The sequence below is a fragment of the Mucilaginibacter sp. P5_A6 genome (assembly GCF_056400585.1).
Genome location: NZ_JBFUKZ010000019.1, coordinates 23184 through 40923, shown reverse-complemented (window position 1 = coordinate 40923; position 17740 = coordinate 23184). Strand labels below are relative to the sequence as shown.

The window sequence follows — 17740 nt, the reverse complement described above, 5'->3', positions numbered from 1 at the left end:
TTCAAATTCTCAAATTAAATTACATTTGCATTAATGATAAGCAAAGAACAAATAGCCGCTGATTACAAACAGATACAGGATGAGATATGTGCGGCGCTTGAACTAACCGACGGACAGGCCAAGTTTGAAGAAGAGAACTGGGAAAGGGAAAGCGGCGGCGGGGGCCGTACACGCGTAATCCAAAATGGAAATATTTTTGAAAAGGGCGGGGTAAACTTTTCGGCTGTACATGGTCAGTTACCCGATACCATGAAAAGGGCGCTGCAGGTAGAATCAGACGATTTTTTTGCTACCGGGGTATCTATAGTGATCCACCCAAACCACCCTCTGGTTCCCATCATCCATATGAACATCAGGTATTTCGAGATGCCATCTTCTTTTGGCGGTGCCGAAAAACCAATAAGATGGTTTGGCGGAGGTATCGATCTTACACCGCATTACGTTATTGAGGAAGATGCCCGTTTCTTTCACGCCAATTTAAAAGCTGTTTGCGACAGCTATTATCATGATTTTTATCACCGTTTTAAACTTTGGGCGGATGATTACTTCTATATCAAACACCGAAACGAAACACGGGGGATAGGCGGTATTTTTTACGACCGGTTAACCGGTAATGACGAATTAAGCTGGGAGAACATCTTTGATTTTTCAAAGGCCCTGGGCAGGTCATTTATTCCCGCGTATACAGAACTGGTTAACCGTAATCGCAACAAAGCATTTACCGATGAGCAGCAGCAGTGGCAATATCAACGCCGCAGCCGCTACGCCGAATTTAACCTGGTTTATGATGCGGGCACCAAATTTGGCCTCGAAACAAATGGCCGTATCGAATCAATACTCATGAGCCTGCCGCCTACAGCCAAATGGGTTTATAACTACCAGGCGGTACCCGGCAGCGAAGAAGAAAAAACGTTATCGCTGCTAAAAAAAGGGATCAGCTGGGTTTAAATCATTACCTATGAAAAAGCTTATTCTGCCAATTATACTCATAAGTACCATGTGCTCCTTTATCATGGATGATTTTCCGCTGAAAGGCGCCTGGGAATATAGGGGAGGTGTTGTTAATGGTAAAACAGATAGCGCTTCTACTGCTTATTCTTTACAACGCGTATATGATGAATCGCATTATAAAGCGGTGTTAAAAGAAAAAGGAGAGAAGGATGTTGTGTACGAAAAAGGAGATTACAAACTTGAGGCTGATACTTGTTTTGAAACACAAACCTACAGCCTGCAATCCTCAGAATTACTCAATAAAACAGTGAAATACACCTATGCAATTAGTAATGATACACTTAAATTATTCACCATTTTGCCCAATGGTAATAAGATTGAAGATCACTGGGTAAAGATCAAATAAACTTAGCCTGCAAGGTTAATAAATTAGCTTGTGTGTATAAATTATGCATGCATATTGTTGCCAAAATTGGCACATTAGTCAACTATTTTCTTAACTTCGCAGGTCGTTTAAAAATCAATTTAAACGGGCAATTATAGAGAGAAGATTCCACAAATAAATAAAAATGGCCGAAGGAACAGAAAACGATAATTCACACAAAGAAGACAGGATAATTTCGATAAATATTGATGAGGAAATGCGATCTGCTTACATTGATTATTCAATGTCGGTAATCGTTTCCAGGGCATTACCCGATGTTCGCGATGGACTTAAGCCCGTACACAGGCGTGTTTTATTTGGCATGCTCGATCTGGGTTTAAACAACAACAAGCCCTACAAAAAATCTGCCCGTATTGTGGGGGAGGTAATGGGTAAGTATCACCCGCATGGTGATAAATCTGTTTATGATACCATGGTACGTATGGCCCAGGAATGGAGCTTGCGCTACCTGTTGGTTGAAGGACAGGGCAACTACGGTTCTATTGATGGTGATGAACCTGCGGCAATGCGTTATACCGAGGCACGCCTGCAAAAGCTGGCCGAAGAAATGCTGGCTGATATCAATAAAGACACTATAGACTTTCAGTTAAACTTCGACGACTCGTTACAGGAGCCAACCGTTTTACCTGCAAAATTCCCTAACCTGTTGGTTAACGGGGCATCGGGTATTGCGGTAGGTATGGCTACCAATATGGCCCCGCACAACTTATCTGAGGTTATTGATGCTACTATGGCATTGATAGATAACCGCCAGATAGAGGTATCCGAATTGATGAAATACGTTAAAGGGCCCGATTTCCCTACAGGTGGTATCATTTACGGCTTCGAGGGTCCGCGTGAAGCATTGGAAACAGGTCGTGGGAGGGTAGTAATCCGCGCAAGGGCCGAAATTGAAATGCATCACGGCGAAAGAGAACGCATCATCGTATCCGAAGTACCTTACCAGGTAAATAAGGCTTTAATGATTGAGCGTACCGCCGAGTTGGTTAATGATAAAAAACTGGAAGGCATATCGGCCATCCGTGACGAATCGAGCAGGGAAGGTATCCGCATTGTTTACGAAATTAAACGCGATGCCAACGCAGCCATTGTATTAAACAATTTGTTTAAGTACACCGCCTTACAAACCTCATTCAGTGTTAACAACATCGCATTGGTTAATGGCCGCCCGATGATGCTTAACCTGCGTGACCTGATCCATCACTTTGTTGAACACAGGCACGAAGTAGTTGTACGCCGTACCAAATTTGAGCTATCTGAAGCTGAAAAGCGGGCGCATATTTTAGAAGGTTTATTGATCGCATTGGATCACCTGGATGAGGTAATCCGCCTGATACGTGCTTCGCAAACTCCTGATGAAGCAAGAGAAGGTTTGATGAGCCAGTTCGGCTTAAGCGATCTGCAGGCCCGCGCTATTTTGGATATGACACTTCGCCGGTTAACCGGACTTGAGCGTGATAAGATCAAAGATGAATATGCAGCTTTAATGAAACTGATTGAGCATTTAAAATCTATTTTAGCTGATGAAGGCTTAAGGATGCAGATCATTAAGGATGAGCTTTTAGAAATTAAAGAAAAATATGGCGATGAGCGCAGGACCGAAATGGTTCATTCATCTGCCGAAATGCAAACCGAAGACTTTATTGAGGATGAAGATGTGGTGATCACCATATCGCGCGAGGGTTATATTAAACGTACCCCGCTAACCGAATATCGTCGCCAGGGCAGGGGTGGTAAGGGTTCTATCGGCAGCAATAGCCGCGATGCCGACTTTATTGAGCATTTGCTGGTTGCATCCAATCACAACTACATGTTGTTCTTTACCGAATCCGGTCAATGTTACTGGCTGCGGGTATTTGAAATTCCGGAAGGAACGCGTACTTCTAAAGGCCGTGCCATCCAGAATATTATTAATATCCCTAAAGAAGAGAATATTAAGGCTTACATCAAGCTTATCAGTCTTAAGGATAAAGAATACCTGGAGAATAACTTCATTATCATGTGTACCCGTAAAGGTACCATCAAGAAAACATCTCTGGAGGCTTATTCACGTCCGCGTGCAAATGGCATCAACGCCATCAACATCAACGAAGGCGATTCATTACTGGAAGCAACCTTAACCACCGGCAGCAGCGAAATTGTAATGGCGCTTAAATCGGGCAGGGCAATCCGCTTTAATGAATCAACTGTAAGGCCAATGGGCCGCACCGCAACCGGTGTGCGTGGTATTACACTTGATGACGAGACCGATGAGGTTGTAGGCATGATTAGTATCGACGATAGTGAAACAACGGTGTTGGTAGTATCAGAGAAAGGATACGGTAAACGTACCGATATTGACGACTACAGGGTAACTAACCGTGGTGGTAAGGGTGTAAAAACTTTAAATATTACTGAAAAAACCGGAAACCTTGTTGCCATAAAAGGTGTTACTGATAAGGAAGATCTGATGATCATCAATAAATCGGGTATTATAATCCGTATTGCCATCAGCGAGCTGCGCACAATGGGCAGGGCTACGCAAGGTGTACGTTTAATAACCCTGAAAGGAAATGATGAAATTGCTTCGGTAGCAAAAATTGAGCATGACGAGGAAGAAGAGAAGGAAATTGATGAAAATGCCGAAATAACTCCAGATGATGAGAATGAGGAAGGAGCTGAAAGCCCTGAATCATCACAAGAAAATGAGGCAACCGGAGAAAGCGCAGAACCAACAACTGACGAACCAACTGAATAAAAAATATGCAGTGCCGTAAAATTGTTTTATCTGTTTTAATACCATTTATGACTACAACTTTTGCCTTCGCGCAATCAGAAGCGCTAAAAGTTGTAGTTAATAACCTTGCTTTTTATAAACAGAACAAGGATCTGAAATATTTAAGAGCGGCAAAAAAATCTGCCGATAGCTTAATCATTACCCGCTCAGATTCATCTGATTTGAAAAAAAACACTTACAGGGCATTAATTAATGCCAGTATATTGTATATCGATTCGACCAATACAAGCGGGCAGCCGGCAACGTTATTGGCAGAAACCGCTGCATTGGTGGATAAATTATCGGCTAAAAGCAAAATTTATAACTACCAGGCCGAAATTGATTATTCAAAACGCTGCCTTGCCAATGTTTATATACGTAAGGGTTTTGAGTTTGTAAATAACTCCGATTTCGCAAATGGCCGGCAATCGTTTGAAAATGCAAAGAAATATGCACCCAATTTTAAGCAACTCAATGATTATATAGCCTATTCAAACAATAAAATGGGCAATTTGGTTGATGCCGCTAAATACTACAGTAATTTATTGGCTGTAGATAGTACCCGTACAGAGTACATTGAAACAGCATCAAGCATTTATAAATCATTGGGCGATACCTCAAAAGCGCTGCAAATATTGCAAAAGGGCAGGAAGCTTTTACCGGCCGACAGATTTTTATTGCTTGATGAGGCAAATATCTACAATAATTTAAAAGATTATAAATCGTTAGAACCGTTAATTGGGCAACTACTTGATATTAATGCAAATAACGCCGATATTGCATTTGTAGCCGCTAATTGTTATGATCATTTAAACAAATACGACCGCGCCGAATCCCTATATTTACATACTATTGAGTTAAATGGCTCGGCCTATGAACCGGTATTTAATTTAGGTTTAATGTACCTGAAACAAAGCGCGATAACCAAGGAAGAAGGGGAGAGCACTAAAAATATTGGAATGGCCATTCAATGGCTCGAAAAAGCCAATGAATTATCTCCAAACAATGTTAAAGGTTTACAGGCATTGCAATTGGTGTATGCCAAAACCAGCAATAAAGATCAATTAGACAAAATAAACAATAAATTAAAACAGCTAACTAATTAATAAAACATGAAAATCAAACTTTTGATGGCTGGTCTTTTAGGCTTAGTTTCAGCAACAACGTTTGCACAAAAAGGCGAGTTAAACAATGCAAAATCTGAGTATGAAAAGTACGAAGGATTAAGAGGTACACCTTTAGCAAAAACAAGTTTAACTGCCGCCCGAACTTCTATTGACAAGGCTGCAGCAAACGAAAAAACTGCTGCATTGCCACTTACTTACGCTTTAAAGGGTGTTATTTACTCTACTTTTGCAAACCAGGATTCGGTAGCGGCAACCTCATTGCCTTTGTTTACCACAGCCGAGGAAGCGTTAAAAAAAGCTAAAGAGCTGGATACCAAAGGCGAAAATAAGCAACTTATTGATGCAGGTAACTTAAACCTTGCCCAATACCAGCTTACAAAAGGCGTTGCCGAATACGGAAGCGGTAAATACGACCTTGCCTACAAATCGTTTGATTATTACCGCACCATATTGCCCGAAGATACCAATGCTATTTATTACACCGGTTTATCGGCAGCAAATTCAAATAATTATCCCGCTGCAATAGCAAATTATACAAAATTAATCACCACCAAATTTTCAAAAGTACCTGGTGTTTACATGGATCTTTCATCGGTATACTTATTAAGTAAGGATACTGCAAATGCCCTTAAAACGGTAACCGAGGGTGTTGCAAAGTACCCGGCCAGTGCTGACCTGCGTAAGAGAGAAATAGAAATAAGCCTGCAAACCGGGAAAGAAAAAGAGGTTTTAGATAAGATCCAGAAGGCATTAGCTGCTGATCCAAAAAATAAAACACTTTATTATTACGCAGGCTTAACGTATTCACAAACAGCAGAAGCAGTAATTAAAGAACAAGCCAAAGCAAAAGATCCTGTTACCAAAAGTAAATTACAGGCTACAAAAGTTGAAAACTACAAACAAGCTGCGGATATGTACAAAAAGGCTTTAGAGATAGATCCGAATTATTTTGAAGCAAATTTGAATTTGGGCTATGTAATAATTAACCCTGCAATTGACGATTACAATGCTGCTAATAAACTTCCTGCCAATAAACAAAAAGAATATGATGCAGCTATTGCTAAAGCAAAAGCACAATTTGAAGCAGCTAAACCATATTTGCAAAAAGCAGTTGATTTAAATCCAAAATCGATTGACGCATTAACAAACTTAAGAACCTATTACCTGGGTGTAAAAGATGATGCTAACGCAAGCAAAATAAAAGCACAGATAGAGGCATTACCAAAACAATAATAGTATAAAAAAGGAGAGGCTTTCATTGTAAAGCCTTTCTCTTTAATATCTCTATTTAACATAATGTTAATTATGAGACTAGTATTCATATTATGTTAGATAGGCTGAAACAGCATTTAAATCAAAAAACAAAGAGCGCTCTTTTCAAAACTTTCAATTGGATCCYTGGGTTGTTAAAAAATGAGGATTCAATTTTTTCTAAATAACTTTTATAAAGGAATAATTTGTTTAATACAATCCGTCAGATAAAGGTATTATATTAGCGTCAACGCAATTATTGTTTAATGTTTTTAAATTTCAACCTATACCTTAAAAATAAAACAGATGAATAAGGTCCTGTACATTTTGTTAATTGTTTTTTCAGGTATAGTCACTGCCACCGGTATATGGACCTTCATAGTAATGTTTAAAATTGGGACAGAAATTTATAAACTCCCCTCCTATATAGCATGGTATTTATTGGGGAATATTACTGCCTTTATTGGATCAATATTGTTGATTAAATATTATTACCATCGAAACTACCGGTTTGCCTTTTTTACAGGGATCATTGCAATTATAGCAGACCTTGGTTATGTTATAGTCTGCTATGTTAACTTAACTTCAGGAGATCTAAGAGGCTATTATATTCCCACGCTCGCTTGTTACTTAAGTGCCATCATTGTATACGCTGTAAGTCTTACTTTTTCGAGCATACGAAAAAGGTATTGGTTAAAGCTGGCAGGGATCTTAGGGTTGGCGGTTACCCTCGCTTTAGCGTCGGCAATTATTGTGGGCTCTTATTCTAAAGATATTCGGATTATTGGCGTGTTACAAAAAATTATTCAATGGAGTTCGATTGCCTCGTGCCTCATTAATGTTTTGTTTATAATGAATTTCGTGGAGGAGATCCAGACATTAAAGAGCGACAATGCGAATGTACCCAGGAAGAAATATTTAGAAACGATATTGGGTATCTGTGCGGTAGCTGCCGTTGTATTTACGATAGCAATTGGAACATCATTAGCCCACGAAAGCGGCTCACAAATGGATTGGCGAAATTACAATGCTGAACAGGCTCAGCAATTGGTTAAGTTAGCAGGCGGAGGCAGAACCTTTGTTGACAGCGAAGGAAACAGCCTGCATTATCTTTTAATAAAACCGCAGAACTATGATCGGCGAAAAAAGTATCCATTAGTTGTATGTCTGCCTTATGGCGGTTACGAGGCGTCAGCGGCCGAGGCGCTAACCGGTATCGACGGAAGCACGTACCCTGCGTTTGTTTTTGTACCCTATTGCCCGGAAGGTGCAGGCTGGGGAGGTATTTCCGGGACACCTTCCCTTGAATCGTTGGTTTATGAAACCATTAGTGGGCTGGATGAGCCGGGAATAGACACAAAAAGACGCTATGTAACAGGTGTATCACGAGGCGGATACGGAACCTGGCAATTTATTTGTACCCGTCCAGATCTTTTTGCCGCTGCTATACCGGTATGCGGAGCTGGCGACCCTAAGCTTGCATCAAAAATTGTTAATATGCCTATATGGGCTTTCCATGGTGCGGAAGACAAGAATGTGTCCGTCGGCGGCTCACGGGATATGATTTCGGCAATAAAAAAAGCTGGCGGGCAACCGCGATATACAGAATACCCTAATCAAGCGCACAACATTTGGGACAAGGTTATTGAAACACCCGGTTTATGGGATTGGCTTTTTGCCCAGAAACGTGAATGAATAATAGCTTCCAGTTGAAGAGTTTTCTTATGTCGTTTTGAAAGACATATTTTGTTTTTGAACAACGCAAGTTGATTATTTCACAACTGTAGCTTCCAATTCAATTTTTAATGTTTCAAAAAGGCTTTTTACTTCTAATAAAGTAGTCGCTTGCTTAATGCCATGCTTAGCTATCCAGGCTTGAAAAATATCAAAGCATTCGAAAAGCTCTGCCGACGAAGTTGTATAGATATTTAACCGCACAATACCTGCACAATCGTATCCGGCCTCGCTAATAACTTGTTCTAAATTTTGTATGGTTTGTACCAATTGGGTTTTCATATCACCGGTACTTACTTTTCCATCAGCGTCTATGGCCGTTTGCCCCGAAACATAGAGTGTGCCTTCTGGCTGTTTTACTTCAACGGCTTGCACATAACTGCGTTCATCCTGCCATTGCCAGGGATTAATTATTCGTTTTTGCATTTGGTTGTTTTTTAGTTTGTGCCACTACTAGCACAAGAGTTAATAAAATTGTACACCGCAAAGATGAAGACAGCACGTATATTTTTTGCGTGACAAACATCACAATTTTAAAAATGAGGGAAATAATACTAAGCAGAACGCCAGAGCCTACTAAGGGTTTCGCGCGAAACACCCAGATAGGAAGCTATCAGGGTTTTAGATACTCTTTGAAATAGTGAAGGATACCGTTTTAGTAGTTGTTCGTAGCGCTCCTTTGCATTGGAGGTTAGGAAAGACAATATGCGCTGCTGCGAACCAATGTGACCGGAATTTGCTTTTTTAAGAAAAAAATGTTCCATCTTTTGGAGGCCTGTACACAACTTTTGGTAATCTTGCAGCGAAAGGCAAAACACAGTGGTGTCTTCAAGGCATTTTAGCGACATCGTTGCTTTAGTTTGCGTATAATAGGCCAGAAAATCACTTTCCCACCAGTCTTCCATCGCAAAGGAAACAATATGCTGATTTCCAGATTCATCGTTATATACCAACATTAAAAGCCCCGAAATCACAAAATAACAATACTTTACACTTTCACTCTTCTGAATAAGAAATTCGCGCTTTTTATAACTCTTAATAGTGAAATGCGGGCATACAAACGCAAACTCATCATCAGTGAGCGGTACTATTTTTTCTATATGTTCCCTTAGTTTTTCCTGCATGTACCAGAGACAATAATAAGGCCGTTCCTGAGAAAAAACATACTTCCTTTAATTACTGACGGTATAATATAAGAACACTTTTTTTAAATCAACTACTTTTTTTCTGCAACAAACCCGGATGCTACATATGCTGTAAATTTTCCGTACAGTAAAAGAAAAGAGCCACACTTATCAAATTGGTGTGGCTCTTTTCCCGTAAAGTAAATTAACGATTGGTGTTATTGCATATCTCGTAAACGTTTGATGGTATCGTGACTGGCGTTAATACCTTGTTGCTGTTTCGTGAGCAACCCGCGTACTTCCGGCTCCAAATCAGTTTCGGCCAAAGCGCTCCGGTAAGCTTTCTTAATTGCATCTTCGCCGCGTTCACATTCTTCCAGTATACTTTTACGATCGCCGCCGCTAAACATGGCCTTTACATCTATCCAGGCACGATGCAATGAACCCGACACGCTGGTGCCGGTTTCCGGATCGCCGTTATTACGACCCACCACAGCAGCCAGTTCGGTTACATTTACACGGCTCTGCTGACTCAGTTGGTCAAAGGTAGCTTTCAGGTCGATGTTTTCATCTTTCAAATCGGCCGCTGCTTTTTCAAAGCCGGCGGCGCGGTCATTATTGATCTCGATCAGGTCGTTTAATACGTCGATTGTTTTTTCTGTAGTTTCCATAGATATTTTAATAAATGTTTACATATCCCCATTTAAGCTGTTACATACCAAACAAGCATAAATGGTTGTTCTTATTCCGCAGCAGCCTGTTCGTTAATGGAACTTTCTGCAAGGGCAGTTAACGCCTGGTCGGTTGCTTTTTCATTTTCCAACGTCCTGCCTAATAAGTCCGCCACATCCGTATGTCCCATACTTTCGGCGAAAGCCCTAAGCGTTCCATAGGTTGCTATCTCATAATGTTCTACTTTTTGAGCAGCGAGGATTAAACCCGCATCACGAATTAAAGTTCCGGCATCGGTATCTTCAATAATACCATCAGCCTCTTCCAACAGGCCTGCCATGGCATCGCATTTTTTTGCTGTCGCTTTTTCGCCCAGCAGCTCAAATACCTGTTCCAACGTATCTGCGTGGGTTTGGGTTTCCTGTGCGTGCTTGTCAAAAGCCGCAGCAAGCTCGGGGCTCGTGGCCGCTTTTTTCATTTTCGGCAATGCCTTTACCAGGTGTTTTTCGGCCCAGTAAATGTCTTTCAATTCATCTACAAAAAATTCATGAAATTCTGAATTTTCCATTTTTCCGGTTTTTGTCGTAGCGGTTCTGGTTCCGTTACTTTTTGTTGAAGTTGTCATAGATATTTGGTTTATAAAATGTCTTTTAACAACATCGGCAGAAAAATAAAGTTTTGTGAAATTTAATTTTATAATTAAAAAATTACATAAATAATTAAATACACCACAAAAATAGCAGCATATTGCTTTGTAGTAAATAAGATATGGGCTAAAAAGTCATGCCAAAAACTCTCCCAACGATTAAAAATCTTTGACGCCAATCGGTTGCCGGATATGGTGCAGTTTAAGTATCAAGGCATGTACGAAAGCGCTTTCAGGTTGGTACATGCCAACTATTTATGAAGACCTGGCTGATGCCTCTCCCCTGCCCGCTTGCACCTGAAAATGCAGGTAAAACAAAAAATACATCAATCAAAAAAGGCAACAGACAGCTATTCGATAGCAATATGATACGTCGGATCTTCGATGATGTTCACATCAATAACCTCAGCTGCGTTTTTAAGTAGTTTGCGGCAATCCTGACTCAAATGTTTTAGGTGAAGCTTTTTGCCTGCCTGACGGTAACGTTCTGTCAATTTATTTAATGCGTCGATGCCCGACATATCGGATACCCTGCTTTCCTTAAAGTCGATTATTACTTCATCAGGATCAGTTAATACATCAAACTTATCATTGAAGGCAGTTACAGAGCCAAAGAATAATGGTCCAAATATCTCGTAATGTTTAACACCTGCATCGTCCACATATTTTCTGGCCCTGATCCTTTTTGCACTTTCCCAGGCAAACACCAATGCTGAAATAATCACGCCAATTAGTACGGCTAAAGCAAGGTTATGAAGCCAGATAGTAATCAGCGCTACTAATATGCCCACAAACACATCTTGTTTGGGCATTTTATTGATGATACGGAAACTAATCCATTCAAATGTGCCAATGGCCACCATGATCATTACACCGGTTAAGGCAGCCATTGGTACACGTTCGATAACAGGAGCACCAAATAAGATAATCATAAGTATGGTCAATGAAGCGATGATCCCCGACAATCTTGCCCTGGACCCGGCAGAAAGATTTACTAATGTTTGTGCGATCATCGGGCAACCGCCCATTCCAAAGAAAAACCCGTTTAGGATATTGGCACTTCCCTGTGCGATAGCTTCACGGTTGCCGTTGCCACGGGTAGCGGTCATTTCATCAACCAGATTTAGTGTTAGCAGTCCTTCTGTTAAGCCAACGCCTGCCATAATAGCGGCGTAAGGAAAAATGATTTTTAAGGTATCTAAATTAAACGGCACTGATGGAATATGAAATGGTGGAAAACCGCCACTTACTGCTGCAATATCTCTAACTGTTTTGGTGTGTATTCCGAAACAAAGAACAATGATAAAGACAACAATGATTGCAACTAAAGACGGTGGTACTGCCTTAGTTATTCGAGGTAATAAAACAACAATTCCAATGGTGAGGGCCACCAATCCGGCCATAATATAAAGCGGAGTACCAGATAACCAGGCTTCATGGCCGCCCACTACTGTCTTAAACTGTTGCAGCTGTGCCATGAAAATGATCACAGCTAATCCGTTGACAAATCCGTACATTACAGGTTGCGGCACAAGGCGTATAAATTTACCTAACTTGAATAAGCCAACTAATATTTGAATTGCTCCAGCTAAAGCTACGGCTGCAAAAACATAATCAAGGCCGTTAGATTTCATTAGGGCAATTAATACAACAACGGTGGCACCTGCGCCACCGGAAATCAAACCTGGCCTTCCACCGAATATTGACGTTACCAATCCCATAATGAAAGCTGCATACAAGCCAACCAGTGGAGGAAAACCCGCGAGTATGGCAAATGACAGTGACTCCGGCATCATAGTCATAGCAACTGTAAGGCCTGCAAATATTTCATTTTTGTAATTGATATTTTGGGAAAAGTCGAAGAGGTTCAATTTAAAGTCCGGCATGTAAAAAATGTGTGCTTAAGGATGAATTTGTCAAGTTCGCAGGAATAGCAACATCAAAAAAAGATGAATGCACAACTCGTGCAAAATGTAAAAAAGAAATTGTTTGAAAAAAATACTATGACGTTATCGCAGCGTAAACTTAAAGGCCTTGACCATTTTATTAGTCTACCGGGAGGTAACTCAGGGTGGTGTACCCGGACTATTGTATATGGCATTTGTCATTGTCGCAAAGTTAGTAAATTGGGCGAATAATCGTACTTTCTGTTAGGGCCAACTCTCCTATTCCGAGCTGTACATGCTTTGGTTTTGATTTAAAAGCCGGCAGATTAAATACCTTAATGAAATCAAACAACTCTACTCCTATGGGCCCGCCCAAAGCAGTATTTAAACGTCTTAATAGCTCCTCGCGGAATGATTTTGACAATGGTGAATGACGATGGTACGTGGCTTTGTTTGAAACATCCCACATTTAAGTCATAAACATATTCTTTTGTGAAGATGATTTACTCTTTTGGTTTAAACCTTAAACCGAAAGAATTTCCAGCAATTACAGATGAAGGCTGGTTTAAATTTTTCGAAGTAAATGTGTTGAGCGGCGTGAGCTTGTCATGCGCCTGTTTTGATAAAATGATCGCAAAAAAACTTGGGTCGCATCATTTTGCGGCCGCCACAAACGGCACAACTTTAAGGGCTGACGGCGGTGTTGTATAAACCACATTTTAAATTAGCCTAAACTCAATAAAAGTGTAATAAAAGTGAATTAAAGTGATTAAAAATACCATAAAGGTTCCCGGTTTTCCATGAAAACCCGGGAATTCTTATGGTAAAACTTAACTGGTAATTACATTTTTTTTGCAGTATCCTTTTTGGCGGTGTCGGTTTTAGCGGTATCAGTTGTTGCAGGCGCCGGGGTTGTTGTAGAAGCTGAATCCATTTTTGTAGTGTCAGATCCACCGCTGGCATCTTTGGTCGAGCCACATCCTGTTGCAATTGCTGTTACCATTGTCGCGACAAGTGCAAGACTTAAAATTTGCTTTTTCATAGTTATTAGTTTAAAAGTGTATTCTTTAGTGAACATACTATTAACCTCATAAGCCTTATATTGTTTAAACAAGTTTGGCATTAGCGGATATTAGCCTGATTTAAAGAATTTTGAAGTCAAACTATCATATTTTACATCATTATTGAACTATTTAACCATAAATTTCAGATATTTAGAAGCTATGGTTGTATCCGAAAGAATATTAAAGTGGGCATTACGCTTCTACCCTCCCCTATTTTTTCAGCGTATCTGGGTAGTTGGTTTCGATGAAGGATATAGGGGTGTTGAAGTAAAGATCAAAAAGAGTTTTTTAAATAAAAATTACAATAATTCTATTTTTGGGGGAACACTTTTTGCAGCTGCAGACCCATTTTACCCTTTATTATTTCATCATTTGTTAATTAAAAGGGGTTATAAATTAAAGGTGTGGTCAAAATCATCAACTATAGAATATTTGAAACCAGGCTTAACTGATGTGCATTTTAAGATCAGTTTAAGCGATGATGACATCGCAGAAGCCGAAAACGCACTGAATACGCTGGGCAAATATACCTCCCACCATCCTGTTGATATTTACAATAAGGCGGGCGAAATATGTGTATCAGTAATTAACGAGGTTTATTTACGCAACCTCAATTTTATCGACCCTAATTTGTAATTTTATTGATGACTGTTTTTATGAATGACGAAGTTTTTATTAAAAAAGGCTTCCTGATATCAACCGACAAAACACTTTTGGATGTTGATGTGATATACAACTATTTAAATGACGACTCTTATTGGGCACAAGGTATATCGCGCGAAAAGCTCGAAAAAGCCATAGCAAACTCAATGTGTTTTGGTCTTTACAATGATAACAAGCTGGCGGGTTTTGCACGCGTTGTTACCGATAATGCTACTTTTGCATACATTTGCGATGTTTTTATTTTACCCGTGTTTAGAAAAAAAGGGCTATCAAAATGGTTGATGCAAACCATTGTTAATCACCCGGAACTGCAGGGATTAAGGCGATGGTCGTTAGCTACTGCAGATGCCCATGGGTTATATAGTCAATTTGGGTTTAACCAGATTTCGAAACCCGAAAATTGGATGGAAATATTTACACCCTATATTAAACCTCAACAATTAGTTTAAGGACCGGAGAGTTAAAAATGAACATCAAAAAACTGATTTTTGAGGGAGAAGGCGTTACGCTCGACTTTAAAAAAACAATTACCAGCTGCGAAAAAATAGCCCGTACAATGGTATCCTTTGCCAACAACAAAGGCGGTAAACTATTGATTGGTGTTTTAGATGACGGCACTATTAAAGGTGTAAAATCTGAGGACGAGGAACGTTATATGATCACCCGGGCGGCTCATATGTTTATACGGCCGGCTCTTGAGCCAATATTTGAAGAGATTTACGTTGATGACAAATTGGTACTTGTTGTTGATACCTTGCCAAGTGATTTGAAACCGCATTACGCTCTCGCCGATGACGGCAAATGGTGGGCTTATGTAAGGGTGAAGGATAAAAGTGTGTTAGCCAGTAAAATTGTTTTAGAAGTACTTAAGCGTTCATCCAACGATCAGGGTGTATTGATTGAGTATTCTGATAATGAAAAAACCTTGTTGAGCTACCTTGCAAAAACTAATCGAATTACAATAAAAGAGTGCAGTGAACTATTAAAAATGGGACGCAGGCGCACTCAACGCATCTTGGTTGATCTAATCCTTTCAGGCTTAATCCGGATCAATACAACCGAAAAGGAAGAGTATTATACGGCCTGTTAATTGCTGTTTTCTCCACCCTAATTATTACTTTTACGGCCCTGCACAAAAGTGATGAAAGCCGTTTACCAAAAATACAAACCTTACTATACCGAAAGTTTAAAGCTTGCAATCCCGGTAGTAATATCAAATGCAGGTCATACCGCTGTTCAGATATCCGATACGATTATTGTAGGTCATTTTGCCGGCACAATATCATTGGCGGCTGCTTCTACTGTAAATAGTCTTTTCATGATGCCCCTGGTTATTGGCATGGGTATTTCATATGGGCTTACTCCGTTAATTGCCCAAAATAACGGACGTAAGGATTATAAAGAATGTGGCCGTTTGTTATCAAACAGCCTGCTGTTAAATGTATTGAGTGGCATTGTTTTATTTTGCGGTATCTATTTTGGCACAATGCTTTTAATCAACCATCTTGATCAATCGCCAATGGTTGTAAAAGAGGCCAAACCTTATTTGTTGTTACTAAGTTTATCACTTATCCCGCTCCTGATATTTAACACCTTTAAACAATTTGCCGAAGGGCTGGGTTTTACCATGCAGGCAATGATCATATCCATAGCTGGTAATGTAATCAACATTGTTTTAGGGATTATATTTGTAAAGGGCCTGTTTGGTGTGCACCCTATGGGCATTAAAGGGGTTGGATATAGTACGCTGATAGATCGGTGTTTAATGGCCATCGTAATGGCTTTTTATGTTTTCAGATCGGCAAATTTCAAGTCGTATTTGAAAAGTTTTGCCATTAAAAATATTGATCGGTTACGTACTATTAATATTTTAAAGATAGGTGCACCAGTAGCTATGCAGTATACTTTCGAGATCAGCGCCTTTGGTGGTGCCGCATTATTAGTTGGTACTATAGGGATTGTTGACCAGGCGGCACACCAGATCACAATTACAATRGCATCCATGACCTACATGATGGCAAGTGGAATTGGTGCAGCTGCAGCTATAAAATCGGGCAATTACTTTGGAGTTGGCGACCATAAAAATTTACGCCTCGGAGCTATCTCTAATTATCACATTGTACTGATATTTATGAGTATAACAGCAGTAATATTTGCCTTAGGCCGGCATTTATTACCATGGATATTTACTTCTGATGAAAATGTTATAAACATTGCAGCTCAATTACTTATCATAGCAGCATTCTTCCAGTTATTCGACGGAACTCAGGTTGTTGGCCTTGGTATATTACGTGGCATGGGCGATGTTAACATGCCCACTATCATAACCTTTTTAGCTTATTGGATAATTGGTTTACCAATAGGCTATGTGCTCGGCATCAAATTACATATGGGTGTTTATGGTGTATGGTACGGATTGGTACTTGGCCTGGCCACAGCTTCTATCCTATTGTTCTTCCGGTTTAATATGATCAGTAAACATCACCGGGATAAGGCAATACCCGTATTACCGAAAGATTAGAAATAAAGATCGACTGCCACTTTGAAGGTATTGCAGTGGGCATCAACTATATCTTTAATCTGGGGCGAGTAGCCTCCGCCCAAACTTACCTGAACGGGAATATTATTGCTGATACACTGTTCAAAAACAAACTGGTCGCGGGCCTTACAACCTTCTTTACTTAAAGCAAGTTTCCCAAGTTTGTCAGTACTCAATACATCAACTCCGGCCAGGTAAAATACAAAATCGGGCTTTACCTGTTGAATCAGTTTAGGTAAAGTTTGATATAAGGTGCTTAAAAACTCTTCATCTCCGGTGCCATCTGATAAAGGAATATCCAGATCTGATTTTTCCTTACGGATGGGGAAATTATTAGCTCCATGCATTGAAAATGTGAATACCCCCGGCTCATTTTCAAAGATCTGTGCGGTACCATTTCCCTGGTGAACATCTAAATCAATTATTAAGATAGATGATACTAAATTACTATTTAATAAATAGTTAGCTGCGATAGCCTGGTCATTGAGGATACAAAAACCTTCACCCCAGTTTGTGCCTGCATGGTGTGTACCGCCGGCAACATTAAACGCGATACGATTTTTAAAAGCGAAGGTACAGCCATCAATTGTTCCTTTGGCTATCCTCATTTCACGTTCAATCAGTCGGGTGGATAAAGGGAATCCAATACGCCTTTGCTCTTTTGGCGACAATGTTAAATTTTGAAGTTGATGCCAGTAATCCTCGTCATGAGTTTTTAGAATTATCTCTTCTGAAGGTAACCCGGGAGAAAATAAATTTTCTTTTGATATCACCCCTTCACGTATTAACTGCGCCGGGATCAGCTCATATTTAAGCATCGGAAACCGGTGGCCTTCCGGCAATGGGTGGGCATATATCGGGTCGAAAGCTATCTTGAGCATGC

At 40.1% G+C, this 17740-nt stretch carries 18 protein-coding genes; 11 read left to right on the top strand and 7 right to left on the bottom strand.

The genetic code is table 11. The features are described from left to right. Positions 1 to 33: 33 nt before the first annotated feature. The 6 genes from hemF (at position 34) to AC1DO4_RS18860 (ending at position 8224) form a co-directional block, all read left to right on the top strand. Entirely contained in the window at positions 34 to 948 is a 915-nt protein-coding gene (gene hemF / locus AC1DO4_RS18885; RefSeq protein ID WP_477418623.1) for an oxygen-dependent coproporphyrinogen oxidase, read from the top strand. Positions 949 to 958: 10 nt separating this feature from the next. After that, complete coding sequence (locus tag AC1DO4_RS18880) at positions 959 to 1357, top strand: hypothetical protein (protein WP_477418621.1); 399 nt, start codon at positions 959 to 961, stop codon at positions 1355 to 1357. A gap of 163 nt (positions 1358 to 1520) precedes the next feature. Next, complete coding sequence (gene gyrA / locus AC1DO4_RS18875; RefSeq protein WP_477418619.1) at positions 1521 to 4133, top strand: DNA gyrase subunit A; 2613 nt, start codon at positions 1521 to 1523, stop codon at positions 4131 to 4133. 47 nt (positions 4134 to 4180) lie between these two features. Next, positions 4181 to 5257, top strand: coding sequence for a tetratricopeptide repeat protein (locus tag AC1DO4_RS18870; RefSeq protein WP_477418617.1), 1077 nt, complete (start codon positions 4181 to 4183; stop codon positions 5255 to 5257). A 6-nt stretch (positions 5258 to 5263) separates the two neighbouring features. Further along, positions 5264 to 6511, top strand: coding sequence for a tetratricopeptide repeat protein (locus AC1DO4_RS18865; RefSeq protein ID WP_477418615.1), 1248 nt, complete (start codon positions 5264 to 5266; stop codon positions 6509 to 6511). Positions 6512 to 6835: 324 nt separating this feature from the next. Beyond that, positions 6836 to 8224 (top strand): carboxylesterase family protein, encoded by a 1389-nt coding sequence (locus AC1DO4_RS18860; RefSeq protein ID WP_477418613.1) that lies wholly within the window; start codon positions 6836 to 6838, stop codon positions 8222 to 8224. A gap of 75 nt (positions 8225 to 8299) precedes the next feature. Here the strand turns inward: AC1DO4_RS18860 and AC1DO4_RS18855 are convergent, their stop codons facing one another. From AC1DO4_RS18855 to AC1DO4_RS18835, 5 genes are all read right to left on the bottom strand, one after another. Then, positions 8300 to 8689 carry a RidA family protein gene (locus tag AC1DO4_RS18855; RefSeq protein ID WP_477418611.1) on the bottom strand — a complete coding sequence of 130 codons (390 nt, stop codon included), beginning with the start codon at positions 8687 to 8689 and terminating at the stop codon, positions 8300 to 8302. A 128-nt stretch (positions 8690 to 8817) separates the two neighbouring features. Next, complete coding sequence (locus AC1DO4_RS18850; RefSeq protein WP_477418609.1) at positions 8818 to 9387, bottom strand: Crp/Fnr family transcriptional regulator; 570 nt, start codon at positions 9385 to 9387, stop codon at positions 8818 to 8820. A gap of 218 nt (positions 9388 to 9605) precedes the next feature. Next, positions 9606 to 10058 carry a PA2169 family four-helix-bundle protein gene (locus AC1DO4_RS18845; protein WP_477418607.1) on the bottom strand — a complete coding sequence of 151 codons (453 nt, stop codon included), beginning with the start codon at positions 10056 to 10058 and terminating at the stop codon, positions 9606 to 9608. Between the two features lie 71 nt (positions 10059 to 10129). Continuing rightward, the gene (locus AC1DO4_RS18840) at positions 10130 to 10684 is read right to left on the bottom strand and encodes a YciE/YciF ferroxidase family protein (RefSeq protein ID WP_477418605.1); all 555 of its coding nucleotides are present in this window, start codon (positions 10682 to 10684) and stop codon (positions 10130 to 10132) included. 371 nt (positions 10685 to 11055) lie between these two features. Next, positions 11056 to 12591 carry a SulP family inorganic anion transporter gene (locus tag AC1DO4_RS18835; RefSeq protein ID WP_477418603.1) on the bottom strand — a complete coding sequence of 512 codons (1536 nt, stop codon included), beginning with the start codon at positions 12589 to 12591 and terminating at the stop codon, positions 11056 to 11058. A gap of 492 nt (positions 12592 to 13083) precedes the next feature. On the opposite strand from AC1DO4_RS18835, the gene AC1DO4_RS18830 reads away from it, so the two are divergent. Beyond that, entirely contained in the window at positions 13084 to 13302 is a 219-nt protein-coding gene (locus AC1DO4_RS18830) for a hypothetical protein (protein WP_477418601.1), read from the top strand. Positions 13303 to 13432: 130 nt separating this feature from the next. Here the strand turns inward: AC1DO4_RS18830 and AC1DO4_RS18825 are convergent, their stop codons facing one another. Then, positions 13433 to 13633 carry a coproporphyrinogen III oxidase gene (locus tag AC1DO4_RS18825; RefSeq protein WP_477406096.1) on the bottom strand — a complete coding sequence of 67 codons (201 nt, stop codon included), beginning with the start codon at positions 13631 to 13633 and terminating at the stop codon, positions 13433 to 13435. 142 nt (positions 13634 to 13775) lie between these two features. On the opposite strand from AC1DO4_RS18825, the gene AC1DO4_RS18820 reads away from it, so the two are divergent. The 4 genes from AC1DO4_RS18820 to AC1DO4_RS18805 are packed head-to-tail and all read left to right on the top strand — an operon-like array spanning position 13776 to position 16839. After that, entirely contained in the window at positions 13776 to 14291 is a 516-nt protein-coding gene (locus AC1DO4_RS18820; protein WP_477418599.1) for a DUF4442 domain-containing protein, read from the top strand. Between the two features lie 8 nt (positions 14292 to 14299). Next, a complete protein-coding gene (locus AC1DO4_RS18815) occupies positions 14300 to 14767 on the top strand; it encodes a GNAT family N-acetyltransferase (protein WP_477418597.1) in 468 nt (155 codons plus the stop codon). A 17-nt stretch (positions 14768 to 14784) separates the two neighbouring features. Next, the gene (locus tag AC1DO4_RS18810) at positions 14785 to 15408 is read left to right on the top strand and encodes an AlbA family DNA-binding domain-containing protein (protein WP_477409368.1); all 624 of its coding nucleotides are present in this window, start codon (positions 14785 to 14787) and stop codon (positions 15406 to 15408) included. Between the two features lie 51 nt (positions 15409 to 15459). Continuing rightward, positions 15460 to 16839, top strand: coding sequence for an MATE family efflux transporter (locus AC1DO4_RS18805; RefSeq protein WP_477418595.1), 1380 nt, complete (start codon positions 15460 to 15462; stop codon positions 16837 to 16839). On the opposite strand, the gene AC1DO4_RS18800 is transcribed toward AC1DO4_RS18805, so the two are convergent. After that, on the bottom strand, positions 16836 to 17738 hold the full coding sequence (locus AC1DO4_RS18800; RefSeq protein ID WP_477418593.1) for a histone deacetylase family protein: 903 nt from the start codon (positions 17736 to 17738) through the stop codon (positions 16836 to 16838). The genes AC1DO4_RS18805 and AC1DO4_RS18800 overlap by 4 nt on opposite strands. Positions 17739 to 17740: the final 2 nt, after the last annotated feature.